Source organism: Planococcus beigongshangi (assembly GCF_016820495.1).
GTDB lineage: Bacteria > Bacillota > Bacilli > Bacillales_A > Planococcaceae > Planococcus > Planococcus beigongshangi.
This window is the reverse complement of record NZ_JADHDU010000004.1, coordinates 259,245-277,970: the sequence shown is the minus strand read 5'-3', so window position 1 is coordinate 277,970 and position 18,726 is coordinate 259,245. Positions and strand designations below refer to the sequence as shown.

Here is an 18,726-nt window from a genome sequence, read left to right as displayed (position 1 = left end):
CGGCTTATGACCGAAGAGCTGGCCCGTTGGAGTCTGGACACGAGAAAAGCGACGGCACCCATCCCATAAAAAAACTGACTCCCCGGAGGGAATCAGCTAAATGCTTCCGTGATGACAGGAACAATTTGTTTTTTGCGTGAAACAACGCCCGGCAAAAGAACGCGGTTATCAACGACACTCGACTTGAATGCCTGTTCAATAATATTCGAATGCTTGCCCAGCACAATCGCTTCGGAATCGTTATTCAAAATATCCGTTACCACGAAGACAAAAAGGTCGAGCCCTTTGCCCGTGATGGCGGCGTTCATCAAAGTTTCCAATTCTTTTTGGCGGTCAAGCACTTCAGAGATATCGATCGCATTGACCTGTGCCACTTCGAACCGGTGATCTCCGGCTTCGAATTCCTTCGAATCCAAAGAAATCAAATCTTCCAATGTTTTATTGCTAAGATCGGCTCCTGCTTTCAGCATCGACAATCCGTAAGCTTCTGCATCAACGCCTGCAATTTCAGCAAGTTCACGCGCTGCGCGGATATCCTGGTCTGTGCAAGTCGGGGATTTGAACAATAACGAATCGGAAATAATGGCCGACAGCAACAATCCTGCGATATTGGCCGGAACTTCCACACCGTTTTCCTTAAATAATTTATGGATGATCGTCGTTGTGCAGCCCACCGGCTCTGCACGGAAATACAATGGATCCGCAGTTTCAAAATTGGCGATCCGGTGATGGTCGATGACTTCAATGACTTGAACGTCATCAATGTCTTCAGCACTTTGCTGACGTTCGTTATGATCTACAAGAATCACTTGGGATGCTTCTTCTGAAACGCGGGTCACAAGGCGCGGTGCCTCGAAGCCGAATTCTTTCAGAGCGAAGATCGTTTCGTTATTCATCTCACCGAGACGGATCGGCTCCGCTTCCATCCCGATTTCATTTTTCAGATACGCATATGAAATTGCTGAGCAAACTGAATCTGTATCCGGGTTTTTATGGCCTAAAACAAAAACTTTTGACATGATTTTGCCTCCTGATCAATGTTGGTTTCTGTGTAATTTTAACATAACTCCCGGTGCAGCTGAACTTTCAGTCTTCATGATTCAAAAATCCTTCTGATCACAAGAGTTCCTCGGCAACTGAAGTCTGTATGCCAAAAAGAAAATTCCTGAACAAGTTATTACTAGCCATATACAACTAAGCCTTAAAACCTATTTTTATCCTATTTTCTGTAATAAAGTTATCCGGTTTGGGAAAAATAAGAAATTCGTATGTAAAATTGAAAAATTTTTTGATTTTACAGAATTTATTTACTAATAAAAGATAAATTTCTATGCGAAACAATAGTACTAATGATATAATAATTCTAATTAATCCATCTGGAAAAGAAGGGAAGTGAAAATAATGACTATTATTCTGGAAAAGAAATACATTCCATTAGCAAATTACTTTTCTTCTGCTACGAATTCGTCAATTAAGCTGAGTTTTACTGAAATTGAACAAATCATGGGCCAGCAATTGCCAAATGCTGCTTATTTAAACAGGAGCTGGTGGAAAAAGACAAAAGCGCCCGCCAAACATTTCCACGCATGGATGGATGCCGGCTATTTCGTCAGCGAAGTGGAAACAGATCGTTACGTCGTTTTTGAACGGATTGACGCTTCTAACGGAAGCAGCGCAAAAGGCGGCAAAGGCGATGGGGATATCCTGCTCATCCGAAACGCTGAACATGGCGACGCTCGGTCGCTGGCTGCCCTTATGAAAACTGTAGAAGCCGAATCCGATTTCATGCTCTACGGCAAGGACGAAAGAAGCCAGTCGACCCAGAAAGTCAGAAAACAAATAATCGAATGGCGCCAAAGCGGCCATTCAACCATCTTCATCGCCATTTTGAATGGCGAGCACGTCGGTTTCCTCACCATCACCGGCAATGACGCTAAACGCGCAGCTCATCGCGCAGAGATTTGCATCGGCGTCCAAGCACATGCCCGCCGCAAAGGAATCGCAACCAAACTTCTCCAAAAAGGGGAAGAATGGGCTGCCTCCAAAAAAATCAGCCGTCTGGAGCTGACAATTGTCGAAAATGATAAGCCCGGCAGAAAACTGTTCGAAAAAGCCGGCTACGTATCCGAAGGCATCCGCCAGGACTCCATGATCATCAACGGTAAACATTACGATGAAATCTACATGGCTAAATTCCTGGACTAAAAGAGACCCGCTTCTGCGAGTCTCTTTTTTCTATCAATCAAGGATTGTCAGCCACAGGTACAAACCGCTCAACGTGACGAGCAGCGTGGGAACCGTCAGGATGATGCCGACTTTTAAATAATACCCCCAACTGATCTGGACACCTTTCACTTTTAACACATGCAGCCAAAGCAGGGTCGCAAGCGAACCGATCGGCGTGATTTTCGGACCGAGGTCGGAACCGATGACATTGGCGTAAATCAAAGCATCCCGCATGGCACCGGCAGCGGCAATTTCTTCAATTGCCAGTGCATTGATCATGACGGTCGGCATATTATTCATCACTGACGACAGCAGCGCCGCGATAAAGCCCATGCCAACCGTTGCCGCATACAATCCGTGCCCTGCCGTCCATTCGATCGCCGTTGCAAGCACGGATGTCAAACCGGCATTGCGTAATCCGTAAACGACGACATACATGCCGATCGAGAAAAAGACAATCGCCCACGGCGCACCCTTCAGCACCGTCATCGTTTCGACTGATTCGCTTCGACGGGCGATCGCTAGGAAAATGATGGCGACCGCTCCCGCGATGAACGATACAGGAATACCCATTGTTTCACTTGTAAAATACCCCACCAACAATACTGCAAGCACCAACCACGACAGGCGGAACATTTTCAGGTCCTTGATTGCGGCAGCCGGCGCTTTCAATGCCCCGGCATCAAAATGGCCTGGAATGTCCTTGCGGAAATAAAGATAAAGCACCAGCATACTCGCGAGTATACTGAACAGATTCGGCACCACCATCTTGATGGCGTATTCAGTGAAGCCGATATTGAAAAAGTCTGCCGAGACGATATTGACCAGGTTACTGATGACAAACGGCAAAGACGCCGTATCCGCAATAAAGCCGGAGGCCATGATAAACGGCAGAATCATCGCATCTTTGAATTTCAGTGCTCTGACCATAGCGAGGACAATCGGCGTCAGAATCAGCGCCGCACCGTCATTCGCAAATAATGCCGCCACGACGGCCCCAAGGATCGTCACGAGGAAAAACATCCGCAGCCCGCTGCCTTTTGCCATGCGGGCCATATGTAAGGCTGCCCATTCAAAGAAGCCGATTTCATCGAGTATCAGGGAAATGATGATGAGGGCGACAAACGTCAATGTCGCATTCCAAACAATGCCGGTCACATCCCATACATCCCCGAAATCTACGACGCCGAACAATAATGCGACAGCCGCTCCGGCAATCGCCGACCAGCCGATCGACAATCCCCGCGGCTGCCAAATAACGAATATCAATGTCACTAAAAATATGAAACCTGCTAATCCAACTTCCATTATCCATTCATCCCCTTAATCACAAACCACTCTTTTTCCTTCTGCTACCAAAGTTTTTACCGTCACCTCAGGCTCCGGCAACAGACTCAAGAGATGGATCAGCATCGGATAGAGGTTGTGGCGGACATTCAACGACCAAATTGTCCAGCGCCCCCGCTTTTCTTCCGTCACCAACTCAGCTGCCTTGAGTTTCCGCATATGCTGGCTGACTGCCGGCTGCGTCATATCCAAAAGCTCCGTAAATTCGCAGATGCACAGCGAATCTGTCGACAAATATTTTAAAATCAGCATCCGGTTATGGTCGCTGATCGCCTTTAAATACGATTCCATGTTCACATAATCCATCTTGTCCCACCTTCTTCAAAGAGATTCGTCATTCATTATATAAGCGTTTGCTTATTTATACAAGATTATTTTGAGCAGAGATGGTTGTTTGCGGGATAGGTTTTACCCAATAAAAAACCCCGGCAATCGAAATCGCCGGGGCACTTACACAATCATTCAATTCGCTGCATATTGTTCCAGCACCCGCAGTGATTCGCGGTTGAATGCCGGGATATCATCCGGCTGGCGGCTTGTCACCAATTGATCCTGGCAGACAGCCACTTCTTCATCAACCAGCTTGGCGCCTGCGTATTCCATATCGACATGGATCGATTTATAGCCTGTCGCTTTGCGGCCCTCGAGCGCTTTTGCCGTAATCAGCAATTGCGGTCCATGGCAGATGGCGAATACAGGTTTTTTCGCATCCATGAATGCTTTCGTAAATTTCACAAAACGGTCATCCGCACGCAACTGGTCGGGAGAAAATCCGCCTGGCAGGAATAATGCGTCGTAATCATCCGGGTTTGCGTCATCGATGCCTTTATCGATCGACACCACCGCTTCCCCTTGTTTACCGGTCACTTCCTTACCGGCTTCCTTTTCAATCGTGAAAACTTCGTGACCCGCATCATTAAATGCTTTCGATGGATCCGTATATTCTACATCCTCGAACATATCAGTAATCAGCGTTGCAATTTTCGCCATTATCTTTCACTCCTTTAGTTTTGGGTTCTCCTGTATTATTCCACGTGCCGGAAATGCTAAACATGGAACTCAGCGGAATTTCGATACAAATGGATTATCCCGTTCCCAAAACCGGTATGGATAATGGACCGCCTCCTGCGAGTTGCCGATCCCGACCCTTGGCCCGACCGCAACGGCATGCACCGGATCCCCCTGCGCAATAAACAATGGCCGTTCCGTAAAATGATGGCCGTAATAATCCATCGTGATGCCCATCGCTTTCGTCAGCTTGCCGGGTCCGCTCGTCCATTGTTTGATGGGCATGTGGCGCCCGCGAAGTTCAGCCATAAGATCGATGCCTTCAACCGGTTCGACCGCCCGTATTAAAATCGCGCGCGGCGTGTCGACCGGTCCGCTGACCACGTTGATCAATGTATGGGTATGCATTTGATACGTATAGACAAGTCCGGCTTTGCCGAACATGATTTCAGTTCGCTTTGTACGGCGGTTTCCGAAACTGTGCGCCGCCCGGTCTTCCGCTCCCATATAGGCTTCTGTCTCGACGATGCGGCCGGCGACGATTCCTTCCGGCAATTCGTGGACCAGGATCTGCCCCAGCAGGTTGCGTGACAGTTCCAAGGTAGGCTTTTCGAAAAAATCAGCTGTGACTGGTTTGAACATCTGACATCCCTCCAGCTCCCATTATACCGGGTATGTCTGGGTCACCGCATGGATGAGGGGCTGAATACCGCTGAATTCACCTTCGTGAAAAGCTTTCACAATTGCCGATCCGACGATGAGCCCATCCACATCGTCCCGCAGCAAATCAACATGTTCCAGTTTCGAAATCCCGAATCCCGCATAGACCGGCACCGGGCTTTTGGCGCGCACCGTTTTCATGAATGCCTTCACTTCTTCTGTGAATTCATCGCGCACACCGGTAATTCCCGTCACCGTAACAGCGTAGACAAAACCTTCCGCCTCCTGCAAAATATCACGGAGGCGGTTTTCGGTTGTGGTGAGCGTCACCAGCTGAATCAACATAATTCCAGCCGCTTTCAAATAAGGCGACACTAACCGTTGATGTTCAAACGGCAAATCCGGAATGATGACGGCAGAGACGCCTGCCTCTTTGCAGGATTCCGCAAAACGCTCGGCACCGTAACAGATCACCGGATTCAAATAAGTCATGATGACGAGCGGAATCTTCACTTCAAAATCCCAGCTCTTCATTTCCAATAAAACTTTGTCGAGCGTCACGCCATTTTTCAGCGCGCGGTTGCCCGCTTCTTCAATCACAGGCCCGTCCGCAACCGGATCGGAAAACGGGATGCCGATTTCAATGGCTGTCACGCCCGAGCGCTGCAGCGTCTCCACCTGGCTCCGCAGTTTATCCAGCCCACCGTCACCTGCCATAATATAGGCAACGAACGCTTTGCTGCCTTTGTCTTTCATTGCCGCTAAACGCTTCATGCCAATCCCTCCAATCTATCGGCATATATGGCCATGTCCTTATCGCCGCGGCCGGATACGCAAATAACCAGGATTTCATCCCGGCCCATGCCGGCAGCCGTTTTTTCCGCTTCCGCTATGGCATGTGCCGATTCGAGTGCGGGAATGATGCCTTCGAGCCGCGACATTCCTATGACGGACGCCAGCGCTTCTTCATCCGTCACCGCTTTATATTCGATCCTCCCGATGTCTTCAAGATGCACATGCTCAGGACCGACGCCCGGATAATCAAGCCCCGCGGAAATCGAATGCGCTTCCTGGACCTGGCCGTTTTCATCCTGCAGCAGTTTCATATAGGAGCCGTGAAGCACCCCTTCCGACCCTTTCGTCAGCGTCGCCGCATGCCTGTCTGTATCGACGCCTTCACCGGCCGCCTCCACTCCAATGAGCCGCACCGATTCGTCCGTTATAAAGGGATGGAACATGCCGATCGCATTCGATCCGCCGCCGACACAGGCAAGAATTACATCAGGCAGACGCCCTTCCTTTTCCAGAATCTGTGTCCGCGTCTCCTTGCCGATGACGCTTTGAAAATCGCGGACCATCGTCGGGAAAGGATGCGGCCCAAGCGCCGAACCGATCAGGTAATGCGTGTCTTCGACATTCGCGACCCAGTAGCGCAGCGCTTCGTTTACTGCGTCTTTCAACGTGGCGCTGCCTTTCGTGACGCTTTCCACTTTCGCTCCGAGCAATTTCATGCGGAACACATTCAATTGCTGCCGCCGGATATCTTCCTCCCCCATGAAAATGACGCAGTCCAAATCCAGGAGCGCGCAGATTGTAGCCGTCGCAACACCGTGCTGCCCGGCTCCGGTTTCCGCGACGATTTTCCGTTTGCCCATCCGGATCGCGAGCAGGGCCTGACCGATTGCATTATTGATCTTATGGGCTCCCGTATGATTCAGGTCTTCTCGTTTCAGGTAAACTTTCGGTCCGCCCCACGCTTCCGTCAGCCTTGCCGCAAAAGTGAGCGGCTGCTCGCGCCCGACATATTCCTTCAAGTAATCATGATAGGTTTTCTGGAATTCCGGATCTTCTTTCGCTTCTGCGTAAGCCGCTTCCAGTTCCTTCACCGCTTTCATCAGCGTCTCCGGCACAAACTGGCCACCGAAACGCCCGAAGAAGCCTGCCTCTACTTTTGTCTCTTTCATGTTCTGCATCGAATCATCCTTTACCAGTGAAATGAATTCCTGTATCTTATGCGAATCTTTTTTCCCGTCAGTTTCTACTCCACTTGAGACATCGACCATGTATGGACCCAGTGCATCGATCGCAGACCTGACATTCCCTGCATCCAGCCCTCCTGCAACAATGAGTCTGCCAGGATCAACCGCTGCTTCAGCCAATAAACTCCAGTCGAATGTTTTGCCGCTGCCTCCCCGGAATCGGGTTCCGGGTGCATCGACCAGGACAAAATCCGCAATCGAGCGATTCAGTTTTTCCACATCTTCCAGTTTACGGATCGAAAACGCCTGAATTGTTTTAACTGGGATTCCGCGAATCAATTCGTCGGACTCATCGCCATGCAATTGCACCATCGTCAGCGGCACTTTTTCAACAGCTTCCAGGATTTCCTCCAGCCCGGAATTGACGAACACACCGATTTTTTCGATGCCTTCTGGGAGCTCAGCTGCGAGCCGCGCTGCTTTTTCAATTGAAATCCTTCTGCGGCTCGGCGCAAAAACGAATCCCGCTGCGTCAGCTCCGTCCAACGCTGTTACATGCTCCACTTCCTGTAATCCGCAAATTTTCACTCGTGTCATTTCGCCAGCTCCTGTGACGTGACATCCTTGATCCATCTTCCTGCATCTTTCGCCCGCATCAGGGCTTCGCCGACTAAAATTCCGGCAGCCCCTTGCGAAAAGGCGTAATGGGCATCGCTCTCTAAAGAAATCCCACTCTCGCTGATCAGCAGCGAGTTGCTATCGGGTGGAAAATAACCAGCAATTTCAGCCGTCCGTTCCAGTGCCACTTCAAAGGTTTTCAAGTCCCGGTTATTGACCCCGATCAATTCCGCCCCTAACCCTAAGGCGATTTCCAGTTCCTCAACATTGTGCACTTCAACAAGCACTTCGAGTTCTTCCGACTGCGCATAAGAATACAGCCTTTTTAGTTCATCCTGTCCGAGGGCTGCAACAATAAGCAGAATAACCGAAGCTCCTGCCTCTTTTGCCCGGTCGATCTGGATTTCATCGACGATGAAATCCTTGCAAAGCACTGGTATGCCGACAAGCTCCGCCACTTTCCGGAGATCCTTAATCGACCCTTTGAAAAAGGTGTTATCCGTCAATACGGAAATCGCGGCAGCCCCGGCTTCTTCGTAAATTCTTGCCTGCTTTACAACATCCACCTCCAGACGGATATCCCCTTTTGAAGGTGAAGCCTTTTTGATCTCCGCGATGACTCCTTTGCTTTCCCTTAAACGATCCGCTAATCCGGGTTTCGGGGGAATCCCCCCAGCCACTCCCGTTTCAACTGTGCCATAGGATTTTATTTCTTCGCGTTTTGCTGCAATGATTCTCTCCAGCAAATTCATACGAGCACCCCCAGCGCCTGGCGGTATGCTTCAAATACCCGGCCCGTTTCACCGGACAAGATCGATTTTCTCGCCAGGTGAACTCCTTCTGCGATTGCACCCGCTTTGCCGGCGGCGAACAATGCAACGCCCGCATTCAGCACAACTGTGTTCAAATGCGCCCCTTCTCTGCCTTCAAGCACTTCCCGGAAAATTTCCGCATTGCGCTTGGCGTCTCCGCCTCTGATCGCTTCGATAGACGCAAGCTCCAGACCCGCTTCTTCCGGATGGAATTGAATCGCTTTTTTGCCGTTTTCGTCAAAAAACAACAAGTCGTTGACGCCCGCCAATGAAAGTTCATCCATGCCTCCCCCTCCGTGAACCATTAAGCCTCGCTTTCTGCCAAGGCGCATCAACGCGTCCGCCATCGGCTCCATCATGTCCCGGCGGTAAACCCCGGTCATCTGCATTTCGATCGGCAGCGGATTTGCGAGCGGCCCCACCAGATTGAAAATCGTCGGTGTTGCCATGCTTTTCCGCACGTCCCGCAGCTTCCCGAGAGCCGGATGGATCGTCGGCGCGAATAAAAACGCAATCCCGGTCTTCTCAATTAAATCCGGGATAAGCGCCGGATCAAGCGTCGTCGATATCCCTAATTCTTCCAGAACATCTGAACTCCCTGTTTTACTCGAAACACTCCGATTGCCATGCTTCGCCACTTTCATGCCGCATCCTGCCAGCACAAAAGCAGTCAATGTGCTGATATTGAAACTGAACGAGCGGTCGCCCCCTGTTCCACACACATCGATCAGCGGCCCTTCCGTTTCAGGCAACGCCACTGATTTTGACCGCATCGCCCTGACCAGGCCCACCAGTTCATCCGCCGTTTCGCCTTTGTCATGCAGCTGTCCCAGGAATAGTTTTATGTCAGCGTCTGCCATTTTGCCTTCCAGCAGCGCCACTGATTTACTGTACATGCTGTGTTCACTTAAATTCTCCGCTCGTCTCATCTTCATCTCTCCTCAGCTCTTTTGAATACAAAAAACCCCGCAACCGGATAGATTTCCGGTTGCGGGGACGGGTTAAAAAACCGCGGTACCACCACGCATTAATGCATTTCTGCACTCACTCAAACAGGCTCTTCGCCTTTCCCTTTAACGCAGGGCATGCGTCTGCCTTACTCATGTCCATTTTCAGGCCAGCTCTCCTAAGTCCATTCGCGCAATGAATCCAATCAGCTCCCACCAGCCGCTGACTCTCTAAATGGATTTCATTGCCTACTCGTCTCAATCCTCGATTTTACACTCTTCTATTCTCATCTTCTCTGGGCTCTTCTCTCAAATAGACTTGCCGCTCTTCCAACAAGTTGAGTTCCACATTAAATTAGTTTGTTTATTCTGTCAAGCGGTCTGCTTCACAACCCCATCCGCTTCGCAATGATCGTTTTCATGATTTCATTGGATCCGGCATAGATGGCCGCCACCGGAATATCCCGGTAGCGCCGGGCAATTTTATATTCTTCCATATAGCCGTAACCGCCGTGGAGCTGCATGCATTCACCTGAAATTTTCTTAGCGGTGTCCGTCAGCCAGTATTTCGCCATCGAAACTTTTGATACGATATCTTTGCCGGCCATGTGCTCTTCGATCAACGATTCAAGAAATGAATGCCCCAATTCCACCTCAGTCGCCATTTCCACAATTTTAAACTGCGTATTCTGGAAAGCGCTGATCGGCTTGCCGAATGCCTGTCTGGACTTCACATAATCGATCGTCATTTCCAGCATATCTTCTGACGCCGTTTGTGCCGCGATCGCCACCACCAGCCGCTCCTGCTGCAATTTCTCCATCAGGTACGTGAATCCTTTGTTTTCTTCGCCGATCAGGTTCGCAGCCGGCACGACGCAATCCTCGAAATACAATTCGGACGTATCCTGCGCGTGAAGTCCGACTTTATCAAGCTTGCGCCCCTTCGTGAAGCCCGACATTCCTTCTTCGATCATCAACAGTGAAATGCCCCGATGCTTCGATTCAGCTTTTGCATCTGTTTTAACAGCGACGACCACATGCGTCGAGTTGATGCCATTCGTGATGAACGTCTTTTGGCCGTTGACGATGTAATTGTCGCCGTCACGGACGGCTGTCGTTGAAATATTCGCGAGATCCGATCCCGCTCCCGGTTCCGTCATCGCGATTGCGGTGATGAAATCACCTGAAATGCAACCGGGCAGCCAGCGCTGTTTCTGCTCATCATTGCCGTACGATTCGATGTACGGCACGGTGATGTCGTTATGCAGCCCGACACCCGTCAGGCTGGCACCGACCCGTTCCATTTCTTCACCGATGATGACGGCATAACGGAAATCAAGGCCCAGGCCACCGTAGCGTTCTTCCACCTGCGGGCACAGGAACCCCATTTCTCCGAGCTTCTTCCAGAATGATTTCGGGATCAGCCTTTCCTTTTCCCACTCTTCATATTGCGGCACCGCTTCTTTTTCAAGGAATTTCCGAAGTGACTTCCGGAACATGACGTGTTCATCTTCTTCAAAACGATATTTCCCCATTTGTATGCCCCCTCATTTCGGCTGCATGCGGATAGCGCCGTCCAGCCGGATCGTTTCTCCGTTCAGCATCGGATTTTCAATGATGCTTTCCACCAATTGCGCGTATTCATCCGGCCGGCCGAGACGCGCCGGGAACGGCACGGATGATTCCAGCGATTTGACGGCCGCTTCCGGCAAACCGTCGAACATCGGTGTTTTCATGAGCCCCGGCGCAATCGCCATGACGCGGATGCCATCCCGTGCAAATTCGCGGGCAATCGGCAACGTCATGGAGACGATGCCGCCTTTTGATGCGCTGTAAGCTGCCTGCCCGATCTGTCCTTCGTATGCGGCAACCGAAGCGGTCGAAATGATGACGCCCCGTTCACCGTTGTCATTCGGTTCATTTTTCTGCATGGCTGCCGCTGCGACGCGCAGCACATTGAAGCTGCCGACCAGATTGATGCGGATGACCCTCTCAAATAGAGCCAGCGGCTGCGGCTCCCCTTTTGAAACGACTTTTGCCGGCGTTCCAATTCCTGCGCAGTTGACGACGAGATTCACGGAGCCAAATCGTTCCACCACTGCCGCTGTCTGCCGTTCGATCTGCGCTGCGTCGGTAACATCGGTTTCTGCATAAAATACCGACTCTTCACCGAGTTCTTCGATAAGTCTGGAAGCTTTTTCTCCATTGAGATCGAAGATAGCGGCTCGGCCTCCGCGCCCCACTAGGCGGCGGACGGTCGCTTCACCGAGACCGGATGCTCCGCCGGTGACGATCGCTTTCACTTTTCCCATTTCCATTTTTATCACCCCCGATTCTTTAAAGTCTTTCAATGATCGTTGCGTTCGCCATACCCATCCCTTCACAGATCGCGAGCAATCCGTAACGTCCACCGCTGCGTTCCAATTCATGCAGCAGCGATACCATCAGCTTCGTGCCCGTCGCACCGAGAGGATGGCCAAGCGCGATTGCGCCGCCGTTGACGTTCAGTTTTTCCGGATCCGCCCCGATATCGTGCAGCCACGCAAGCGGCACAGGCGCAAACGCTTCGTTCACTTCGTAGCGGTCCATATCCCCTATCGCAAGCCCCGCTTTTTCGAGCACTTTAGTCGTAGCCGCGATTGGTCCTGTGAGCATCAAAGTCGGGTCAGATCCGACAACCGCCCGGGCAACGATGCGCGCTTTCGGCTTCAGACCGAGTTCGTCAGCTTTTTCGCGCGACATCAATAGCACCGCGGATGCGCCGTCACTCATCTGGCTGGCGTTGCCTGCTGTGATGACGCCGTTTTCATCGAAAACTGTTTTCAGTCCGCCAAGAATCTCGAGCGTCGATTCAGGACGCGGCCCTTCATCTTTAGTGACCAGCCGTTTTTCTCCGCTTTCATCCGTCACTTCGACAGATACAATTTCCTTGTCATAATGGCCGGCTTCGATGGCTGCGAGTGCTCGCGTGTGGCTCCGCAGCGCAAACTCGTCCAATTGCCTGCGGCTGAAACCCCATTTTTCCGCAATGCGTTCTGCCGATAATCCCTGATTGATGATTTCATATTTCTCCGTCAGCTTCGGGCTCGGCTTTGCCCCCTGCATATTGGAGAACATCGGCACCCGCGTCATGCTTTCGACTCCGCCGGCGATGACAATATCCATATCGCCCGCAAGAATCGCCTGAGCTCCGAAATGGATCGCCTGCTGGCTCGAACCGCACTGGCGGTCAATCGTGACGCCCGGCACAAAATCCGGGAATCCGGCAATCAGCGCTGCCGTCCGGGCAATATTGCCTCCCTGTTCGCCTGACTGCGAGACGCATCCGAGAATAACATCTTCGACCTCGGCTTTATTGACGCCCGCCCGGTCCACCAATTCCGCCAGTACGAGCGCCGCGAGTTCATCCGGACGCGTTTCCGCGAACGCACCTTTTCTCCGTCCTACTGCCGATCTGACCCCTTCAACAATTACCACTTCGCGCATAATCATCCACCCCATCTTTATTTAAAATTAATTTATCGACAAATTTAAATTGAATGACTATTCATTCAACTTAATTGTACTCGAATTCCGGCAATGAAACCATATAAAAACCCCCGCATTTCTGCGGAGGTTTTCATCCTTCATTCTTCTATCAGCCCTTTTTCCATGAGGAAATCCCTCGCCACATCTTCCGGCTTGTCCTGGTCGACATCGACACGCGCATTCATCGCAAGCATCTCTTCTTCGTTGATCTGTCCGGCAAGTTCATTCAGCAGATCCTCCAGTTCCGGATACTGCTCCAGTGTTTCCTGACGGACTACCGGAGCCGCATCATATTTCGGGAAAAATGACAGATCATCCTCTGTCGTCTGCAGATCAAACAATCCAATGCGGCTGTCTGTCGTGAATGCCGGAATGACGTCTACATCACCGCTGTTCACCGCTTCATACATGATCGCTGGATCAAAGCTGTCAGTTGCCGAGAACTCAAACGGATAGGTCGTGATCATATCATCATAGCCGTCACCCTGGCGCTCATAGAACGGATGGGGTGCTCCGAAACTCAAGTCCTGGGATTGGGAGATTTCAGCCAGCTCCGAATAAGTGGCCGCAGTAAAGCCGCTGTCTTTTGAAAATGCCAATGTATAACCGTTTTCAAAACCCAGAGGTTCCAGCCAAGTTGCATCATATTCCGCCTCATACCCTTCGCGGACTAGCTGCAACACTTCTTCCGAAGACTGGCCAGGCTCCGATTCCTGTTTAAGCACATCTTTTAATCCCGTCCCTGTATATTCGACGTACAGATCGATATCCCCCTGCTCAAGGGCAGGCGTTAAGATCGAAACTTCGCCGAGACCTTCTTTGTATTCAACCGTGTAATCCGAATTCGCTTCTATATACTGCCCCAGAATATGCGGCAGAATATACTGCTCCGTCCACGGCTTGCCGCCGATGACGATCGGATCCGTTTCATCTCCACTTCCTGAGCCGCATCCTGCCAGCACGACAGCTCCTGCCGCCAACATCAAAGTCATCCCTTTTTTCATCCTCTATTCCCCCTCTTAATTTTTCAACCCTTTCGGCGTCGCCCGTTTCTCGATCCATTTCAGGATCAGATCAAATCCGATCGCGAGTAAGGCGACCGGCAGCGCACCCGCCAGCACCAGTGAATTATTATAAGACTGCAGGCCGCGGTAAATGATATCCCCGAGGCCGCCCGCTCCCACGAAAGTCGCAAGCGTGGCAATTCCGACAGTCAAAACAGTCGCCGTCCGGATGCCCGCCATGATGAACGGCAACGCGAGCGGCAACTCGATTTGCCTGAGTATCTGCGTACGGGTCATGCCCATGCCGCGACCCGCCTCAATAACAGAACCATCCACTCCCGTTATGCCCGTATACGTATTTCTCAGAATCGGCAATAATGCATAAATGATCAAGGCAATCAAAGCTGTCGTCGATCCGATTCCAAGGATCGGCACCAAAAAACCGAACAGCGCCAGACTCGGTATCGTCTGGAAAATGGCGGTCACGCCGATAACAGGCTCTGCATAGCGGCGGTAACGCGCAATGACGACACCGAGCGGCAATGCGATGGCGATTCCGATCGCTACGGCTACGAAGGATAAATAAATATGTTCCATAAATGCACTTAGAATCATATCTTGGCGACTGGCCAAAGTATCCATGAAATCCCTCATACAGTTGCACCTTCCTCTTTCAGAAGAGCAGCTTTCACCAGATCGCGGTCTCCTGCATAAGCAAAGGCCCGGTCACCGTCCATAATCTTCAAGGTGGAATATCCACTCGTTTCGAGCAGCGCAAATGCATCAGCGATTGTCGATTCACCAGAGATCTCAATGGCATCAGCAGTTTCCCGTCCCTTAAAAACAGTGTAGAATTCTTTTAGTCTCCGCTCCCCGAATGAGCGTTGCCGGTTGATCCTGTCCACTCCGATAAAGCTCTTTACAAAATCATTCGCCGGGTTATTGATCAATTCCTGTGGCGTGCCGATCTGTTCGATCCGCCCTTCGCGCATAAGGACAACCTGATCAGCGAGCTTTAATGCCTCATCCATATCATGCGTAACAAAAACGATCGTCTTCCTGATTTCCTGCTGAAGATCCCGCAGATCTTCCTGCAATTGCTCCCGGCTGATGGGATCGAGCGCAGAAAAAGGTTCATCCATCAGCACGATATTCGGATCTCCCGCCAGCGCCCGCACCACTCCGACGCGCTGCTGCTGGCCGCCGCTCAGTTCCAGTGGATAGCGCTGCTTGTAAACGGCCGGCTCGAGCCCCACAAGTTCCAATAATTCATCCACTCTCCCGGCTGTCCGCTGTTTTGGCCATTCCAATAAACGCGGCACAAGTGACACGTTTTCCTCTATTGTCATGTGGGGAAACAGTCCGATACGCTGGATGACGTAGCCGATTGAACGGCGCAACTGCACTTCATCCAGCCCGGTAATCGATTTTTCATCAATGAACACATCACCTTTGGTCGGCGTTTCCAATTTATTGACCATACGCATCAATGTCGTTTTTCCACAGCCGCTCGGACCGATAAGAACGGTCAATTTATGGGTTGGAAAAGTCACCGAAATATCTTTCAGTGCCTCCGTCCCGTCCGGAAACTGCTTTGTCACTTGTTCAAAACGGATCATTCATTCCGCTCCTTCCTGCACCTTTCCTACTGTCTTTTTTTCAATACCCTGTTTCCGGATCCATTATTCCTGAGTTGTATCCCCGATTGCCTTTTCTTTCAATTAAGCGCAATCAGAAAAAACGGCCGCCCTCCGGCAGCCGTTTTACGTCCATTATTTCTTTGCAGTTCCAAGAGACTGGATGGCAGCAGTCAATTCATTGAACCGCCTGTCCAGCATTTCGTATTCACGGTCGCCCGGTGTCATGAAACTCAATTTCCCCAACACTTCCTGTCTTTCCAGGTCCATTTGCAGCAGGTCAGGCTGTTCGGCAGCCCCTTTGCGGTCGAGCCAATCTGCATATCCGCCTTCGTATTTAGACAGACGGCCATTTTCGAACACGAGTAATCTATCGCTCAGTTTTTCCATGAAATAGCGGTCATGGGTGGCAATCAGCATCGTCCCGTCAAAGTAGCCGAGAGCACGCTCCAACTCTTCCCTGGATGGCAGATCCAAATGGTTGGTCGGTTCATCGAGAAGCAGGACATTGCAATCGGCCAACATGAATTCCATCAGCTTCAGTTTGACCCGCTCGCCCATGCTCATATGCGAAACCGGCTGTTCCCAATGCACCTTTTCAAAACCCAGATGGTCCATTAAATTGCGGATCTTGCCTGTTTCCTCAAAACTCGGGGCCCAAAACAGCTCAGACGGGGTCTTTTCTTCAGGTAAGTCAAAGACATCCTGGCTTAAATAGCCGATTTTCATCCCGTCGCTTAACCAGACCTCCCCTTCATGAGCTTCCATACCCAGCACCATCTTAAGAAGCGTCGTTTTCCCGCTGCCATTGGTGCCCACTAAGCCAACCCGCTCGCCATGCTGTATGGTGAATGTTGCCCGGTCGAACAGCAGTCTGCCTCCAAACCATTTGCATGCGTTTTTCAGCTCGATGACCCTGTTGCCTTTCTTCGCAGCATCATGGATATCAAATGAAACTTGCAATTCTTCTTTCGGCTGTTCAATCCGGTCCTGTTTCAGTTCCGCCTGAAGACGCTGCCGCTTGCTGCGGACCTGCACATCTTTTTTCTTCGCTTTCATACGGAAATATTCTTTTGCCCCATCTTTTTTCGTCGATTCGGCATGCGCTTTGCCAGACCACGATTGGAGTTGAACAATCTGGTTTTCCACTTGCGCAATTTTCGCCTGCTGTTTGTCATATTTGCGTTTTTGCGTAAGCCTCCGGTGTTCCTTTTCGGCTCTGGAAGCAGAATAATTCCCTTCATACTCAATCAAACCCGCGTCTTCAATTTCCCAGACATGCGTGGCTGCCTGGTCGATAAAATGACGGTCATGTGAAACAAAAATCACCGTTCCATCGATTTTTTCAATGCTGTCCGCCAGCATCTCCAGACTTCCCGCATCCAAATGGTTGGTCGGTTCATCCAGCAGGTAGATATCGCCCCTTCGCGCCAAAGCATATGAAAGCCGCAGTTTCATCGTTTCCCCGCCACTCAGCTCTTTCCGTCCGGCCGGAACACGCCACTTCTTTCTCATCGCTGCGGTTTCCGCTTCCACATTCGCCATATCGAAATCCCTGGCTTCCTGTTCCATATAAATAATTTCAGGGTCATTTCCGAGCCAATGGACTCCTTGCCCATTCCGCGCTATCGCTTCAAGGAGACTAGTTTTCCCTGAACCGTTTGCGCCGATCACCGCAATTCTCGATCGCTCATGGATAGCAGCTTTCGCATTTTCTAAAATGATCCGATCTCTATAACGGACGGTCATGTTGTTTAATTTGCCTAAGATGGCCATATCAATCTCTCCCTTTTCGGAGAAATAAAAAAAATTCCTCCGATTGATTTTCGGAAGAATTCGGCAGCCCAAATAACCAGCAATAAAACTGAAATATAAATTGAACCGGATTACAGACCTGAAGCTCACGCTCGAATCAAAGCACAGCCTCCGGGACTTTTTCAATTCAATTCATAAAATGCAAAATGGGCAGACGAATCCTGTTTCTTTTAAGCTGAAAAACTTCAGTTGCTCAGAAAAAGGAATTTATTTCATCGTCCACCCATCACCTCACTTACTTTATTAGTTGAATTTTATCATCCTGCGATTGAAATCGCAAATGCACCGGGTTAGCGATTTTTTCATAACCGATTTCGCTGTATATCTTATTGGATGTCGGATTTTTCAAGTCCGTATAAAGCATGACGAAATCGAATTCCAGGAGCAATTCCTCTGTCACTTCCGCCACCAGTGTCCGGGCGTAACCTTTACGACGGTGCTCTTGCGGTGTAAATACAAAAGAAACCGTTATACCGTTCCTTGAAGGGCGTGATTTCTTCATGCAGGACACGGTTTCTCCATCCACTTCCCAGATATATACTTCTTTATCATCAAGAAATTTATCGATCTTTGCCCCCGCTTCCTTCTGGCTGGAAGCACCGGTTCCCGCATCCTTTTCAAACTGTAAAAACCATTCCGCCAATAAATCAGCGTCCTTCTTATTGGCCACACGCCAGGTGCCCGGGCTCCGTTCGAGACCTTTTACAACTGCATCGATCCGGTAAAGACCTTCATCCATATGCAATTCGATAGTCTGGCCGGTTTCCGCCACCCAAAAATCAGCGAACGACTGCACTGTTTCCTTATCACCGATGACACCCGAGACTCCGATGTCCCGTTGCTTCAAAACTCGTACAAGCTCGAAATCCAGATCCGGAAATTCTGTAAAGACGATCAGCTGCAGCGGATGGGGCGGTGTCATCAATGCCGCCGCCAGCACTTCATCCCCTTCCTCTGCCAGCGCCAGGTAATAATGTTCATAGCGCCCAGCCTTGATCTGATTGATGATACCAAGAAACAGGCTATTTTTATCTTCATTCAGATACAGTAGGTTTTCGGTTTTCTCATAAAATACATTCGGATCTTCGTAGAAATTCCACTTCATATACACTCACTCTTTTCCATTCGATTCATCTACTAAGTAT

The 18,726-nt window shown here is 50.4% G+C and carries 18 protein-coding genes, 1 pseudogene and 1 other annotated feature; of the genes and pseudogenes, 1 reads left to right on the top strand and 18 read right to left on the bottom strand.

The genetic code is table 11. The features are described from left to right. Nucleotides 1-92: 92 nt before the first annotated feature. On the bottom strand, nt 93-1,019 hold the full coding sequence (locus IQ294_RS11430) for a manganese-dependent inorganic pyrophosphatase (RefSeq protein WP_203334162.1): 927 nt from the start codon (nt 1,017-1,019) through the stop codon (nt 93-95). Nucleotides 1,020-1,401: 382 nt separating this feature from the next. On the opposite strand from IQ294_RS11430, the gene IQ294_RS11425 reads away from it, so the two are divergent. After that, nucleotides 1,402-2,205, top strand: a complete 804-nt coding sequence (locus IQ294_RS11425) for a GNAT family N-acetyltransferase (RefSeq protein WP_203334161.1) — start codon at nt 1,402-1,404, stop codon at nt 2,203-2,205. A 33-nt stretch (nt 2,206-2,238) separates the two neighbouring features. Here IQ294_RS11425 and IQ294_RS11420 read toward each other — a convergent pair whose 3' ends face one another. The 17 genes and pseudogenes from IQ294_RS11420 to IQ294_RS11345 all read right to left on the bottom strand — a co-directional run bounded on the left by IQ294_RS11420 (nt 2,239) and on the right by IQ294_RS11345 (nt 18,686). Next, nucleotides 2,239-3,534, bottom strand: a complete 1,296-nt coding sequence (locus IQ294_RS11420; RefSeq protein WP_203334160.1) for an arsenic transporter — start codon at nt 3,532-3,534, stop codon at nt 2,239-2,241. A gap of 15 nt (nt 3,535-3,549) precedes the next feature. Beyond that, complete coding sequence (locus IQ294_RS11415; protein WP_203334159.1) at nt 3,550-3,879, bottom strand: ArsR/SmtB family transcription factor; 330 nt, start codon at nt 3,877-3,879, stop codon at nt 3,550-3,552. 156 nt (nt 3,880-4,035) lie between these two features. Beyond that, entirely contained in the window at nt 4,036-4,563 is a 528-nt protein-coding gene (locus IQ294_RS11410) for a type 1 glutamine amidotransferase domain-containing protein (protein WP_238942789.1), read from the bottom strand. Nucleotides 4,564-4,632: 69 nt separating this feature from the next. Continuing rightward, entirely contained in the window at nt 4,633-5,223 is a 591-nt protein-coding gene (locus tag IQ294_RS11405; protein WP_203334158.1) for a DNA-3-methyladenine glycosylase, read from the bottom strand. 21 nt (nt 5,224-5,244) lie between these two features. Next, on the bottom strand, nt 5,245-6,015 hold the full coding sequence (trpA, locus tag IQ294_RS11400) for a tryptophan synthase subunit alpha (protein ID WP_203334157.1): 771 nt from the start codon (nt 6,013-6,015) through the stop codon (nt 5,245-5,247). After that, complete coding sequence (gene trpB, locus IQ294_RS11395; protein ID WP_238942808.1) at nt 6,012-7,205, bottom strand: tryptophan synthase subunit beta; 1,194 nt, start codon at nt 7,203-7,205, stop codon at nt 6,012-6,014. Before trpB ends, trpA begins: the two co-directional genes overlap by 4 nt. A gap of 75 nt (nt 7,206-7,280) precedes the next feature. Further along, nucleotides 7,281-7,817 (bottom strand): annotated as a pseudogene (locus tag IQ294_RS16330) (phosphoribosylanthranilate isomerase); the annotation flags it as partial. Next, nucleotides 7,814-8,590, bottom strand: a complete 777-nt coding sequence (trpC, locus tag IQ294_RS11390; RefSeq protein ID WP_203334155.1) for an indole-3-glycerol phosphate synthase TrpC — start codon at nt 8,588-8,590, stop codon at nt 7,814-7,816. The gene trpC and the pseudogene IQ294_RS16330, both read right to left, overlap by 4 nt. After that, nucleotides 8,587-9,579, bottom strand: a complete 993-nt coding sequence (gene trpD, locus IQ294_RS11385) for an anthranilate phosphoribosyltransferase (RefSeq protein WP_203334154.1) — start codon at nt 9,577-9,579, stop codon at nt 8,587-8,589. Before trpD ends, trpC begins: the two co-directional genes overlap by 4 nt. A 60-nt stretch (nt 9,580-9,639) precedes the next feature. Continuing rightward, nucleotides 9,640-9,872, bottom strand: a binding site (T-box leader). A 111-nt stretch (nt 9,873-9,983) separates the two neighbouring features. Next, nucleotides 9,984-11,132, bottom strand: coding sequence for an acyl-CoA dehydrogenase family protein (locus IQ294_RS11380; protein WP_203334153.1), 1,149 nt, complete (start codon nt 11,130-11,132; stop codon nt 9,984-9,986). Nucleotides 11,133-11,144: 12 nt separating this feature from the next. Continuing rightward, on the bottom strand, nt 11,145-11,915 hold the full coding sequence (locus IQ294_RS11375; protein ID WP_203334152.1) for a 3-hydroxyacyl-CoA dehydrogenase: 771 nt from the start codon (nt 11,913-11,915) through the stop codon (nt 11,145-11,147). 19 nt (nt 11,916-11,934) lie between these two features. Then, nucleotides 11,935-13,083 carry a thiolase family protein gene (locus IQ294_RS11370; RefSeq protein ID WP_203334151.1) on the bottom strand — a complete coding sequence of 383 codons (1,149 nt, stop codon included), beginning with the start codon at nt 13,081-13,083 and terminating at the stop codon, nt 11,935-11,937. 140 nt (nt 13,084-13,223) lie between these two features. Continuing rightward, complete coding sequence (locus tag IQ294_RS11365) at nt 13,224-14,129, bottom strand: glycine betaine ABC transporter substrate-binding protein (protein ID WP_203334150.1); 906 nt, start codon at nt 14,127-14,129, stop codon at nt 13,224-13,226. A 15-nt stretch (nt 14,130-14,144) separates the two neighbouring features. Next, nucleotides 14,145-14,783 carry an ABC transporter permease gene (locus tag IQ294_RS11360; RefSeq protein ID WP_203334149.1) on the bottom strand — a complete coding sequence of 213 codons (639 nt, stop codon included), beginning with the start codon at nt 14,781-14,783 and terminating at the stop codon, nt 14,145-14,147. After that, nucleotides 14,780-15,748 (bottom strand): ABC transporter ATP-binding protein, encoded by a 969-nt coding sequence (locus IQ294_RS11355; RefSeq protein ID WP_203334148.1) that lies wholly within the window; start codon nt 15,746-15,748, stop codon nt 14,780-14,782. The genes IQ294_RS11360 and IQ294_RS11355 overlap by 4 nt, the downstream gene beginning before the upstream one ends. Before the next feature lie 153 nt (nt 15,749-15,901). Then, complete coding sequence (abc-f, locus tag IQ294_RS11350) at nt 15,902-17,542, bottom strand: ribosomal protection-like ABC-F family protein (RefSeq protein ID WP_203334147.1); 1,641 nt, start codon at nt 17,540-17,542, stop codon at nt 15,902-15,904. 274 nt (nt 17,543-17,816) lie between these two features. After that, nucleotides 17,817-18,686, bottom strand: a complete 870-nt coding sequence (locus IQ294_RS11345) for a GNAT family N-acetyltransferase (protein ID WP_203334146.1) — start codon at nt 18,684-18,686, stop codon at nt 17,817-17,819. Between the last annotated feature and the right edge of the window lie 40 nt (nt 18,687-18,726).